The 13,405-nt window shown below is 73.0% G+C and carries 6 protein-coding genes; 4 read left to right on the top strand and 2 right to left on the bottom strand.

What is annotated here, in order from left to right:
- Positions 1-205 precede the first annotated feature (205 nt).
- The 3 genes from C2L58_RS16810 to C2L58_RS16800 all read left to right on the top strand — a co-directional run bounded on the left by C2L58_RS16810 (position 206) and on the right by C2L58_RS16800 (position 4,601).
- Complete coding sequence (locus C2L58_RS16810; protein WP_103338524.1) at positions 206-1,228, top strand: LacI family DNA-binding transcriptional regulator; 1,023 nt, start codon at positions 206-208, stop codon at positions 1,226-1,228.
- Positions 1,229-1,484: 256 nt separating this feature from the next.
- Positions 1,485-2,381: a substrate-binding domain-containing protein gene (locus tag C2L58_RS16805; RefSeq protein ID WP_233225766.1), complete on the top strand. Its 897-nt coding sequence runs from the start codon at positions 1,485-1,487 to the stop codon at positions 2,379-2,381.
- A gap of 204 nt (positions 2,382-2,585) precedes the next feature.
- A complete protein-coding gene (locus tag C2L58_RS16800) occupies positions 2,586-4,601 on the top strand; it encodes an AMP-binding protein (protein WP_103338522.1) in 2,016 nt (671 codons plus the stop codon).
- A gap of 47 nt (positions 4,602-4,648) precedes the next feature.
- Here C2L58_RS16800 and C2L58_RS16795 read toward each other — a convergent pair whose 3' ends face one another.
- Positions 4,649-6,046, bottom strand: a complete 1,398-nt coding sequence (locus C2L58_RS16795; protein ID WP_103338521.1) for an alpha/beta hydrolase — start codon at positions 6,044-6,046, stop codon at positions 4,649-4,651.
- 238 nt (positions 6,047-6,284) lie between these two features.
- Complete coding sequence (locus tag C2L58_RS16790; RefSeq protein ID WP_103338520.1) at positions 6,285-6,683, bottom strand: histone-like nucleoid-structuring protein Lsr2; 399 nt, start codon at positions 6,681-6,683, stop codon at positions 6,285-6,287.
- Positions 6,684-9,079: 2,396 nt separating this feature from the next.
- Between C2L58_RS16790 and C2L58_RS16780 the strand changes: the two genes are divergently transcribed.
- A partial coding sequence (locus tag C2L58_RS16780; RefSeq protein ID WP_146073614.1) for a non-ribosomal peptide synthetase occupies positions 9,080-13,405 on the top strand: 4,326 nt, incomplete at its 3' end.

Here is a 13,405-nt window from a genome sequence, read left to right as displayed (position 1 = left end):
CCGCGGCTCACCCGTTCGAACCACTCTCGCCCAAGGATGTGCGGACGTGACCGAGAACCGGTTTCCCGGCGCCCAGTGCGCCGATCCCCCCTAGTCCGTGGTGAACGCGGCGGCCGTCGGCGGTCCGATCGGCGGTCCGGCTCGCTTTCCGGTGAAGTGTTAGCGCTAACACTGTCTTGGTGCGTGCTGTCCCACGGAGGTGACCATGACCGTTCTCGACTTTCCCCATCCGCGGCCGACCCTGGCCGACGTGGCCCGGGCCGCCGGTGTCTCGTCGGCGACGGCGTCCCGGGTGCTCAACGGATTCCCGCAAGTGCGTGCCCAGACCCGGCGCCAGGTCGAACAGGCCGTGCGCTCCCTCGGCTACGTCCGGCAGCGCGCGGCCCGGGCGGGCGAGGAGCCGCGGACGGGCACGGTCGCCGTCGTGCTGTGCGAGGACGGCCCGCGGCTGTTCTCGGACCCGTTCTTCGGCCGCGTCATGGGAGGCATCCACCACGAGTTCACCGCGGCCGGCGTGCAGGTCGTGGTGCTGATGATGCCGGCGGCGGACCAGGCCACCACCTTCCGGTACCTGGGCGGCGGGCACGTCGACGGAGCCCTGTTCGTGAGCACGCACACCCGGTACACCACGGAGTTGTCGCGGGCGGAGCTCCCGCTCGTCAGCGCCGGCCGGCCGATGGTCCCCGACCCGGCCCGCTACACCTACGTGGACGTGGACAACCGCGGAGGCGCCGTGGCGGCCGTCCGGCGCCTCCAGGCCGCCGGCCGGCGGCGGATCACGACGGTCGCCGGCCCGAAGGACATGGCGCCGGGCCGGGACCGGCTCGCCGGCTACGTCGCCGCGATGGGCGGCGCGGGCGTCGTCGATCCGGGGTCGGTGGTCCACGGCGACTTCGGCCAGGTCTCCGGCGAGCACGCGATGCGGCGGCTGCTCGACCGGCGGCCGGACCTGGACGCGGTGTTCGTGGCGTCCGACGTGATGGCGCTGGGCGTGCTGCGCGCCCTGCGCCGCGCCGGGCGCCGGGTCCCCGACGACGTCGCGGTCATCGGCTTCGACAACTCGCCGGTCTCGCGGGCCACCGACCCGCCGCTGACGACGGTGAGCCAGCCGATCGAGGCGCTCGGCGCCCGGTCGGCGGCCGAGCTGCTCGCGGTCATCGACGGAACGGCCGGGCAGCCGCGCCGCGTGGTGCTGGGGACGACGCTGGTGGTGCGGCAATCGGGGTGAGCGCGCGCCGGGCCGGCCGCACTGAGCGGGCGCTTAGTGACCTTGTTCACGAGCCCGCCGCGGGGGTCGTCGCCCGGGGCGGCCGTCCGCGGCCGCGGGCGCCCTGGTGGAAGCCGCCTCCGCCGGGGGATGGCGGGTGGCTGACGAGCGTCGCGAACGGTCGTGTTGCCGACGTCAAGGTGAAGATTGTCCGTGACTGTGGTGACCTCCATGTGACGCGAAGTCGTCGCGGGAGTTACCGATGAGGGTGGGCAGCGTGCGAGAGCAGACCAGCGGGCAGTTCCGCGGAGGCCCCGCGGTCGTGCTGCCGGACCCGGGGCGCTCGATCGGCGTGCTCATTTCGACGCTGGCCACGCTCGGGAACAGCCGCACGTTCGACGCCATCGCGCAGGCGGCCGCGGCCGAGGGGTACGCGATCAAATTGCTGACCGTGGGCAAACCGACCCGCGACGCGGTGACCGACGCGTTCCGGGAACTGGGGACGCACGACGTCGCCGGCCTCGTCGTCCTGGTCGAGGAATACGCCCTGGATTGGCCGGGAATCGTTTTCCCGCAAGCCGTCCCGGTGGTGGTCGTCGATTCGAACGCGCGCGCCGGGTATCCGACGGTGGACGCCGATCAGACGCAGGGTGCGGTGCTGGCGACCGAGCACCTGCTCAAGCTCGGCCACGAGACCGTCTGGCACATCGCGGGGCCGTCGGATTCGTGCGCCGCCGAGCGCCGGGAACTGGCTTGGCGGCGGACGTTGACGCGGTTCGACCGGCGGGTCCCGGTGCCGGTGGTCGGGGACTGGACCGCCGGATCCGGCTACACGCTCGGCCGGGTGCTGGCGCACGACCCCGCGGTGACGGCGGTGTTCGCGGCGAACGACCAGATGGCGCTCGGCTTGCTGCGGGCACTGCACGAATCCGGCCGTTCGGTGCCGGGCGAGGTCAGTGTGGTCGGGTTCGACGACATGGCCGAGGCGGCGAGTTTCTGGCCGCCGCTCACCACGATCCGCCAGCCCTTCGCCGAACTGGGCGCCCAGGTGGTGCGGACCCTGCTCGGCGAGCTCGGCTCCGGGGTGCGGACGGCGACGCTCGAACGGGTGCCGGTGTCGCTGGTGGTCCGGGGCAGCACCGGCCCGCCGTCGTGGTGGTCCGTGCCGGCGTGAGGAAGGCGTGAAGAGTTTCGCGGTTCGCTGGATTTCGCTCGCTCTTCGGGATTGAATACATCGAATCGTGCGACCGTGTGTTGACACGGCGGTCGGCGCAAACGGATGCTCGGCGTACCGGCCGAAAGGCCGAACCCCCGGACCGACAAAGGGAGAATGCCGAGTCATGACCACCGTGCCGGCGAAACCTCCCGTTGTGTCCTGATGGAACCGGAACTCATCGAGATCACCGTCACCGTGCCGCACCCGCCCGCGGCGGTGTGGGCGATCGTGGGCAGCCCGCACCTCTACCCGCGGTTCGTCCGGGGGATCACTTCGTGCGAGCCGGTTTCCGAGGTGATCGGCCGGGGCGCCCGCTACCGGTACCGCGCCGGGGACGAGGGCGAAGCCGAAATCTTCGTCCACCGCCGCGACGAGCACCTGGCCTGGTCCGGCCGGCAGCACCGGATGTCCGTCGTGCTGCGTCCGACGTCCGGAGGCTGCGCGATCACCGTCCTGCTCACACTGCTCGACGGCCGGTCACCGGCGGTGCCGCGGATCCGCCAGCGGATCCTGGACGCGGTCGCGGCGATCAGCGACCACCTCGGCGGCGTCCCCGGCCCGGACTCGCTGCCGCCCCGCCCGTCGAAGCGCGAGTTCGCGCGGATCCTGGTCAAGGCCGGCGTCCTCACCCCGGCCCAGCCCACCGGGACGCTGCGGCAGCTGAGGTCGGTGGGCCGCTGGGGCTCGACCCTGGCCGGCGGCTACGAGGCGGTGGCGCGCCGCGCACCGGAGTCACTCGCGCTGTGCGACGAGCGGTCCGAGCGGAGCTTCGGCGAACTCGACGACCGCACCACCCGGCTGGCCGCGGTGCTGAAGCGCCACGACATCACCGAGGGGTCGCGGGTGCTGCTGATGTGCCGCAACCACAACGCGATGGTCGAGGCGATGATCGCCTGCAGCAAGCTGGGTGCGGACGTGGCCCTGATGAACACCGGGCTGGCCCTGGGCCAGGTCGCCGAGTTCGCCCTGCGGCACGGCTCCCAGCTCGTGCTCGCCGACGCCGAGTTCGCCGCACTGGGCCGGCAGCTGCCGGCCGGGATCCCGCAGCTGTGGACGTGGCCGCCCGGCGACGGGTGGCACGGGACGACCATCGAAGACCTGATCGAGGCGGAGCCGGCCGCCCGGATCGCCCCGCCCGGCCGGCCTGGCCGGCTCGTCGTGCTCACCTCGGGCACGTCCGGCCCGCCGAAGGGCGCGCGCCGCCCGACCCCGCACAGCGTCGCGGACGCCGCCGCGGTGCTGTCGGAAATCCCGCTGCGGGCGAGCGAACCGATCCTGGTCGCCGCCCCGCTGTTCCACACCTGGGGCCTGGCCGCGCTCCAGCTCGGCATGGCGCTGCGGGCGGGGCTGGTGCTGCCCCGCCGCTTCGACCCGGAAGCGACGCTGTCGATGATCGAACGGCAGCGGTGCACGGCGTTGTTCGCGGTGCCGACGATGCTGCGGCGGCTGCTCGACCTGCCGGAGCGGACGCGGGCGCGCTACGACCTGTCCTCGCTGCGCGTGGTGGCCAGCTCCGGCGCCGGCCTGCCGGGCCGGCTGGGCGAGGAGTTCATGGACGCGTTCGGCGACATCCTCTACAACCTGTACGGCTCGACGGAGGTGTCGTGGGCGGCGATCGCCGGGCCCGGCGACCTCCGCGCGGCCCGCGGCACGGCGGGCCGCCCGCCGATCGGCACGGCGATCCGCGTCCTGGACCGCGCGGGCACCCCGGTGCCCCCCGGCACGACCGGCCGGCTCTACGTCGGCAACCGCCTGCTGTTCGACGGCTACACCGACGGCGAGCAGCTCGACGTCCGCGACGGCCTGATGGACACCGGGGACCGCGGGTACGTCGACGCGAACGGCCTGTTGTTCGTCCAGGGCCGCGAGGACGAGATGATCGTGTCCGGCGGCGAAAACGTGGCCCCGGCCCCGGTGGAGGAAGTCCTGCTCGCCTTGCCGGAGGTCCGCGAAGCGGCGGTGGTCGGCGTCCGCGACCCCAAGTACGGCCAGCGCCTGGCGGCGTACCTCGTGCTGGTGCCGGGTGCTCGCCTGGACGCGGACACGGTGCGGTCCCACGTGCGTGAACGCCTGGCACGCTTCGCGGTGCCGCGGGACGTCGTGTTCGTCGACGAGCTGCCGCGCAATGCGACGGGGAAGGTCGTGAAGCGCGCTCTGCGCCGCAACTACCACTGGTGACCGGATTCCCGCGCCGAGGCGGCTGTGGCAGTGTCGTGAGTGGACGGTCAGGCCGGGCAGCTGACGTCGTGCTCCGGTGCCGCCAGGGCCAGCAGGTAGCGGTCCACGGCCGACCGGGTGCAGGCGTTCTTCTCGAAGACCCCGTGGCCCGAGCCCTCGTACGTCAGCAACGTCGTGTTCGCCGGGGCCTGGCGGTGGATGGCGAGGGCCCAGGCGTACGGGGTCGCCGGGTCGTGACGGGAGTTCAGCAGGAGGATCCGCGGCGCTCGCGGGATGCTCAGCCGGTGCGGCGGGTTCGACGGCTGGCCCGGGATACCCAGGCACGCCATCGTTTCGCCGTGGCTCAACGTGCTGCCGCGCATGAGTGGCCCGCGGCGCAGCTCTTCGGCGTGCAGCACCGAGTACTGCGCGAAACTCCGGATCCGGAGGTCGAAGTCCTGGCAGACGACGGCCAGGCGGATCGAGTCGTAGTTGTAGGAGAACTGCGCGGTCATCGGCGGATTGCCGGCGGCGGCGTCGGCGATCGCCTGGCCCAGATCGTCCCAGACCGGGCGGTACATGTCCTGCAGCACCCGGCCGCGCAGCTCGCTCTGCGCCGGCGGTGTTCCGGCGGTCACCGCGAGAGCTTTCTGCCAGGCGGCGTAGACGTCCTGGCCGTGCAACGCGCAGGTCGTCGTCCGGTCGCACCACGCGGCGAACTGGCGGAACCCGTCGTCCGCGGCGGCGGCCCGGTCGCCGAGGAACCGCTCGATCCCCGCGCTGTGGTCGACGGAGCTGTCGAGCACCATCGCCCGCACCCGGTCCCCGTGCTGTTCGGCGTACTGCTGGCCGAGCAGCGTGCCGTAGGAGATGCCGAAGAAGCTGATCCGCGCTTCGCCCAGCGCGCGGCGGACCGCGTCCATGTCCCGGGCGTTGGCGCCGGTGTCGGCGTGGTCGAAGACGGGGAGGTTGCGGGCGCGGCAGGCGGAAACCGCTTGCTCGCGGTACTTCAGCAGCGCGGCGAACTCGGCCGGCCCGGCCGGCTCGTCGCTCGGCGGCCGGCTCGTGACCGGGCATTCGATGAATTCGCTGCGGCCGGTTCCGCGCACGTCGAAGCCCACGACGTCGAACCGGGCCCGGACCTCCGGGCTGAACACGCCCGGGGTCACGGCGAGTTCCGCGTTCGACGAGCCGGGACCGCCGAAATCGGCCAGCAACACGCCGAGGCGGTGTGCGGAATCCGTGGCGCGGTGCCGGGCGACCGCGAGGGTGATCGTCGGCCCGCCCGGGGAGTTCCAGTCCAGCGGCACCCGGACCGTGCCGCACTCGCCGTCCGGCGGAGTGGGGCTGTCGGGGTCATCCGGGCAGGCGGTCCAGACGATCGGCGCCGGCGTCCACCCGCCGTCGGCCACGGCCGGTGCGGCGCCGGTCAGCAGAAGTGCGCTCGCCAGAACGGTTCCCAGCACCCGAGGCTCCTCCCCGCGACGACCCGGACCCCGCCGACCGTAGGGCGCCGGGGTCTGGACCACAAGAGCCGATCAGGCGCTGCGCTCCCGGAAGTGGCCGCATCGCCGGTCCGGGTGCTCGGACATTCCTGTTCAACGCCCGAGTTCGGCGGTGCGCCGATTCGGCTTCGGCGGAGAAAGAGCCTTCCGCGTGTGTTCCGCGAGTCTTCCGCGCGGCAAAACCTGCGGTAATCGGGAGTCAGGCGGCGGCTTTCCTGCGCGGAGCGCGCTTTCGCGGCGATGACACTGACGATTCCGTGCCGGCGTCGTGCGCCTGCTCGTAGGCGACGACGACTTCGGAGGAGAGGCGGCCCCGCTCGGAGACGTCGTAGCCGTTCGCGTTCGCCCAGGCCCGGATCCGCTGGTTGCGCTCGCGATCGGAGGCGGTGGTCGACTGGCCGCCGGCCACCCGGACCTTGCGCCCGCCCACCCGCCGGCCGGCGCCGATGTACCGGGCCAGTTCGTGCCGGAGGGCGGTGGCGTTCCGGTCGGAAAGGTCGATTTCGAAGGTGACGCCGTCGAGGCTGAACTGGACGGTCTGGGCGGCGGTGCTGCCGTCGATGTCGTCGAGGATCTCGACGGAGACTTTCTGGGCCACTTGGGTGCTCCTCCGGTGGATGTGCGCTCGAGAACGCGAACAGCACAATGCGCAGCGTTCGCCGCGAAGTGTATCCACAACCGGCCCGAAAGGGAATTCAACTCGCGGGTAAACGGCCCGGGGTCCGTTCGGCGTAATTGCCCGCATCGAGGCAGGGAAGCGGGTGGTTGGCGCAAGGGTGGCCGGGGTCCGGAAATGGGGGAGGTGTCGCCTCAATGGGTGAAGAACGACTTCGGTCGGGTTACCGGCGGGTCGGGCATGACACCGGCGCTGGGGATGCGGGTGTGGGCCTTGGCTGGTCTATTGTGGACGTCCTTTCCGGACAGATGTGGGCTTGGTGGGCCGGCTGTGGAGGGGTGGTCGCGGCTGTCCTGGCGGCTTTTCGGTTTCGGGGGTCTCGAAATGCTTGGCGGGGGATGGGCGGTGGCGGGTGGGTCGCTGAGACGGGCGGGGTGGCCGCTGCCGGGCGGTGCTCTTCTGTGCTCACTCCCGGTGTGTCGGTCGGAGGTGGGGTGACACGGTCGGATGGGTGACGTCGGCCTCCTGCGGCCGGAGCGGGGGCGCCCTTTCGGGTCCGCTGTGGGGCGACTTGCTCCGCTTGGCTGGTGCGGGGGCGGCTGGCTCCGCTGAGCTGGGGTGAGGCTGGTGGCTGCTGTGGTTCGCCGGGTTCGCCGGGTTCGCGGCGGCCGCGGGGATGGTGTGGTGGCTGGTGCGCTTGTTGCGGCCGGAGGGTGCCGCTCGCCGGTGCCCGCGGTACCGGCCGGGGTCGATCATGGCCGCGGGTGGCGGGCGAGCGACGGAGACCGCCAACGGCCGGGCGGCGCGGGCTCGCCCTATCGGGGCCGCTGTGAGGCGGCTTGCTCCGCTTGGCTGAGGAGTTGGTGGCTGCTGCGGCTCGCCGGGTTGGTGACCGCCGGCGGGATGGGTGGGGTGGTTGGTGCGCTTGCCGCCGGAGGGTGCAGTCGCTGGCCGGTGCCCGCGGTGTCGGCTGGGGTCGATCATGGGCGCGGGTGGCGAGCGACCGATGCCGCCGGGCGCGGGCCGCGCGGCTCGCCCCGCTGGGCTGGGCTCGCGAGCCGGCGGCTCGCCGCCATGGGGGGAAGGGGGACCGGCTGAGTCGGATCGGCTCTGTGGGTGGGTCTGGTCGGCTGGTCTCCGGCGGGCCGGCTACGGGTTGCGCTTGAAGTGGCGGGGCTGGTTGAGCTGGATCGGCTCTGTCGGTGGGTCTGGTCCAGGTGGTCTCGGTCGGGGTAGCTCCCGATCGTGCCCGAAGCGGCGGGGGCTGAGTCGGATCGGCTCTGTTGGCGGGGCTCGCCGAGCAGCCTCCGTCAGCGCGGCCCCGGTCGCGCCCGAAGCAGCCAAGCCCGGCCGAGCCGGACCGAACCCGCGGCCCGGATGATCGAGGCGGTCCCGCCGGTGGACCCGCAGCCGCGCCCATGGCCACCGCCGCGGCCGCCGCCGCCACCGCCACCGCCACCGCCACCGCCACCGCCACCGCCGCCGCCCCCCGGCCCCCAGGCCGCCGCACCCCACCCCATCCCCGGGCCAAACTTGCCCCACCCGACCCCCGTCTCCACCCCACCCCCGTTGAACACTGTTCACCCCCGAGGCAATCAGGCATCATCGCATTCCAAGCCGACTTTGCCCCGGTTGCCGGGACTCGTGAAGGATCTGTGTGATCGATCATTTCGCCGATGTACCCCTCTCTTCCGTGTTACCCGCCAATCGGGTGACGTCCCGTAAGCTGAAGCACATCTTGGAAAGTCGCTTACTTCGGCCGTCGGGCTCCGGTCGTCACCCGAGTGACGCTGTGTCGTCCCAGGTGAGCGCCCTGCCGGAAAGTCAAACCTCCCAATCGAGGTAACATTTTCCGGCAGAAGAGTGAACAGAAATCGACGTCGTACTACTCGCTGTCCGGGTAAACCGAGGCGATTTTTGGCAATTTTTCGTAATGCTCCGTTCGGCGGTACGAGGTACGCGTTCACTGGGTAGCGTGATGCCAATCCGGCTGGTCTTGGGGGTACTTGACTGCCGGATGACCGGACCTGTTGCACGAAGAACGCTGGTTGTCGCGCGCGTTCGGCGGTCGCTGGTGCCTAATCGGCTCAGCGGGGGTGCCGCCGAAATCGGAACTGTTTCCGGACGTTGCCGCGTGGCTGCACGCTGGAAAGGATCACTGTGTCTCGCCCTCGTTCCTGCGGGTTCGCCCGGTGTGTGGCACGCCGGGGCGATCTGTTGAACGAGTGGCAAAAAGCCGGGGGCCGAGGTGGGTGGAACGCCCGGTTCCGGCCGCCTTTTATCGCGATTTCCCTGGTCGCGGGCCCCACCTGCGTGTCATCTCCCAGCGCCCGGATGGCCCTGCGCTGACCTCACCCGTGCTCGAAAGGTTCCCAGCAATGCCGCGATACGACGTCTCGGTTCCTGCCGCTGACGACGACAGATCGGTCCCCCCGCGCACCCTCGCCGGACTGTTCCAGGCCCAAGCCGCCCGCACCCCGGCGGAACCGGCGCTGACCGGTGCCGATGGCACGCTGACCTACGCGACCGTCAACGCCCGGGCGAACCGGCTGGCGCGGCTGCTGATCCGGCACGGCGCCGGCCCGGAAACGGTCGTCGCGCTCGTGCTGCCTCGGTCGGCCGACCTCGTCGTCGCGCAGCTCGCCGCGGCCAAGGCCGGTGCCGCCTTCCTGCCCGTCGACCCCGACCAGCCCGCCGAACGGCTCGCCTTCGTGCTCGCCGACGCCGACCCCGTGCTCGTCCTGACCCGCGGGGAGCTGAGCACCGAAGCCACCACCCTCGACCTCGGCGAACCCGGCCTGCTCGACGGCCTGCCCGACACCGACCCGGCCGACGCCGACCGGACGCGCCCGCTGCACCTCGACCACCCGGCCTACCTCATCTACACGTCCGGGTCGACCGGCGTCCCCAAGGGCGTGCTCGTCACCCACCGCGGCCTGGCCGGCTTCTTCGCCGCGATGCGGGAGCAGTACGACGTGCGGCCGGGCGACCGGGTCCTGGAGTTCTCCTCGCCGAGCTTCGACGCCTCGATCCTCGAGCTCGGCATGGCGCTGCCGCACGGGGCGGCGCTGGTCGTGCCGCCGCCCGGGCCGCTGCTGGGCGACCGGCTCGCGGACGTCCTGGCCGAGCACGGAATCACCCACGCGCTCATCCCGCCCGTCGCGCTGGCCACGCTGTCCGCCGAGCACGCCGCCGGGCTGCCGGCCTTCCGCACGGTGATCGTCGGCGGGGACGCCTGCCCGCCCGAACTGGTCCGGACCTGGGCGCCCGGCCGCCGGATGATCAACTCCTACGGTCCCACCGAATTCACCGTCGTGGCCACCTGGAGCGACCCGCTGGTCCCCGGGGGCACGCCGCCGATCGGGCACCCGCTGCCGGAGGCCACCGCGTACGTGCTCGACGAGGCGCTGCGCCCGGCGGCCATCGGCGAGCTCTACCTCGCCGGCCCGGAACTCGCCCGCGGGTACCTGGACCGGCCGGGGCTGACCGCGAGCCGGTTCGTGGCCGACCCGTTCGGCGAGCCGGGCGCGCGGATGTACCGGACCGGTGACGTCGTCCGCCGGACCGCCGGCGGCGAGCTGGAGTTCGTCGGGCGGGCCGACCACCAGGTCAAGATCCGCGGGTTCCGGATCGAACCGGGCGAAATCGAGGCGCTGCTGCGCGAGCAAGAGGGGGTCCGCGAGGCGGTCGTCGTCGCCCGCGAGGACCAGCCCGGCGTCAAACGCCTGGTCGCCTACGTCGCCGGGGACGCCGATCCCGGGCAGCTGCGGTCCGCCGCGGCGGACCGGCTGCCGCCCTACATGGTCCCGGCCGCGTTCGTCGTGCTCGAGGCGATGCCGCTGACCCACCACGGCAAGCTCGACCGCGACGCGCTGCCCGAACCCGACTGGGCCGCCCAGGTCCGGGCCGCGCACACCGCGCCCCGCACCCCGGCCGAGCGGGCCCTCGCCGAGATCTGGGCCGACGTCCTGGGCGTGCCGGACATCGGCGTCGACGCGGACTTCTTCGAACTCGGCGGCGACTCCATCCTCGGGGCGCGGGCGCTCGCCCGGATCCGTGCCCGCTTCGGCGCCGAGCTGTCCCCGCGGGTGGTGTTCGACGCCCGCACCATCGCGAAGCTCGCCGAGCTGCTGCCGGCTCGATCCGGTGCCCCGGCCGGCCGGATCGAGCCCGCGCCCCACGACGCCGTGGTGCCGCTCTCGCCCGTCCAGCGCCGCCTCTGGGTGCTCGACCAGCAGAACCCCGGCAGCACCGAATACAACGCCGGGGTCGGCCTCACCCTCTCCGGCCCGCTGGACCGCGACGCCCTGCTCGCCGCGCTGGACGGGCTGGCCGCGCGCCACGAGTCGCTGCGCACGACGTTCCGGACCGTCGACGGCCAGGGTGTCCAGGTCATCGCCGAGGAAGGCAGCATCCCGCTGCGGGAAGCAGCCGCCGAGGCGGACCTGGACGCGCAGCTCGCGGCCGAACTGGACCGCCCCTTCGACCTGGCCGCCGGGCCGCTCACGCGGGCCACGCTGATCCGCCGTGGCCCCGACGACCACCTGCTCCTGCTCTGCCAGCACCACATCATCACCGACGGCTGGTCCGTCGGCCTGCTCGTCGACGAATTCGCCACGCTCTACGCGGGGGAGAAGCCCGCACCCCTGGACATCGGCTACCGCGACTACTCCCGCTGGCACCACGACCGGCTGGCCGGGCCGCTGCGCGAGCGGCAGCTGGCGTACTGGCGCGAGCAGCTCGCCGGCCTCGAACCCCTGGACCTGCCCACCGACCGGCCCCGCCCGCCCGTCCGCGCCGGCGAGGGCGCGATCCGCCGGTACGCGCTGCCGGCGGAGCTGGCCGGAAACCTCGCCGAACTGGGCCACGACACCGGCGCGACGCTGTTCACCACGCTGACCGCCCTCGTCCAGGTGCTGCTGGCCCGCTACACGGGGCAGGACGACGTCGCCGTCGGCACCGCGGTGTCCGGCCGTGACCAAGACCAGCTCGAGCGGCTCGCCGGGTTCTTCGTCAACACCCTCGTCCTGCGGTCCGCGGTCGATCCGGCCCAGCCGTTCGACGCTTTCCTCGGCCGGGTCAAGGAAACGACGCTGGCGGCCTTCGCCGCCGCCGAAGTGCCCTTCGACCAGGTCGTCGACGACCTGCGGCCGGCCCGTGACCCGAGCCGGACCCCGCTGGTGCAGGTCCTGCTGGTGCTGCAGCAGGACCTCGTCCGGCCCCGGGAGGCGGGCGCCCTCCGCCTGGGCGAGCACGATCTGCCCCGCCCCCGGGCCCGGTTCGACCTGGTGCTGGAGTTCCAGCCGCAGGGCCGCAGTGTCGCCATCGAGTACGACACCGCGCTCTTCGACGCCGAGACGATCGATCGCTTCGCCGGGCACCTGCGGGTGCTGGCCGAAGCGGTGGTCGCCGAGCCGCACCGGCCGGTGGCCGAGCTGCCGCTGATGGGTGACGCCGAGCTGGCCCACCTGGCCGAGCTGTCCCGCGGGCCGGTGCTCGAAGCGCCGGAAGCCACGCTGCCGCAGCTGTTCGAGGCCCAGGCGGCCCGCACGCCGGACGCGGTCGCGGTCGTCTGCGAGGACCGCTCGCTCACTTACCGGGAGCTCGACGAGCAGGCCACCCGGCTGGCCCGGGTGCTGGCCGGGCGGGGTGCCGGGCCCGAGCGGTTCGTCGCCGTCTCGCTGCCGCGCACCGAACGGATCCTGGTGGCGCTGCTCGGCGTCCTCAAGTCCGGCGCCGCCTACCTCCCGGTCGATCCGGCCTACCCGGCCGACCGCCAGGAACTGATCCTCGACGACGCCGGCCCGGCGCTGCTGCTCACCCCGGACGGCCGGGGCCCCGGCGCCGTCCCCGCCCTCGCGTTCGACGACCCCGCCCTGCTCGACGGCGCCTCCGCCGCGCCGCTCGGCCGCGCCACGAACCCGGACCACCCCGCCTACGTGATCCACACCTCCGGCTCGACCGGCCGCCCCAAGGGCGTCGTGGTCGCCCACCGCAGCGCCGCGAACCTGATGGCGTGGGCCGGAAACGACTTCGAAGACGTCTTCCGCCCCGGGTCCACCGTGGTCGCTTCGACGTCGCTCAACTTCGACGTCTCGGTGTTCGAGATCTTCGCGCCGCTGATGACCGGCGCCACCGTCGAGATCGTGCGGGACGTGCTGGCCCTCGGCGAAGGCGAGCACACCGGCCGGCCGGTCGGCCTGGTCAGCGGCGTGCCCTCGGCGTTCGCCCAGCTGCTGGCCCAGGGCGTGGTGTCGGTGCGACCGTCCACTGTGGTCCTGGCCGGTGAAGCGCTGACGCGGCACGCGCTGCTCGACATCCGGAAAGCGTTGCCCGGCAGCCGGATCGCCAACATCTACGGGCCCACCGAGTCCACTGTGTACGCCACCGCGTGGTACCACGACACCGACCGCACCCCGCCGATCGGCCGCCCGATCGCCGGCATCCGCGCCTGTGTCCTGGACCGCGGCATGCGGCCCGTGCCCGTCGGCGTGCCCGGCGAACTGCACCTCGGCGGCGCCGGGGTGGCCCGCGGCTACCTCGGCCGGCCGGGCCTGACCGCCGACCGGTTCGTGGCCGACCCCTTCGGCGAGCCGGGCGCCCGGATGTACCGGACCGGCGACGTCGTGCGCTGGACCCACAGCTCGCTTTCCGGGGGTCCGGGTGGCGAAGCCCCCGGCCCGGGGCGAAGCCCCGGTTGTCAC

Source organism: Amycolatopsis sp. CA-126428, assembly GCF_002904335.1.
In the GTDB taxonomy this organism is placed as follows: Bacteria; Actinomycetota; Actinomycetes; order Mycobacteriales; family Pseudonocardiaceae; genus Amycolatopsis.
The sequence above is the reverse complement of the archived record's forward strand: the minus strand, read 5'-3'. Positions and strand labels throughout refer to the sequence as shown.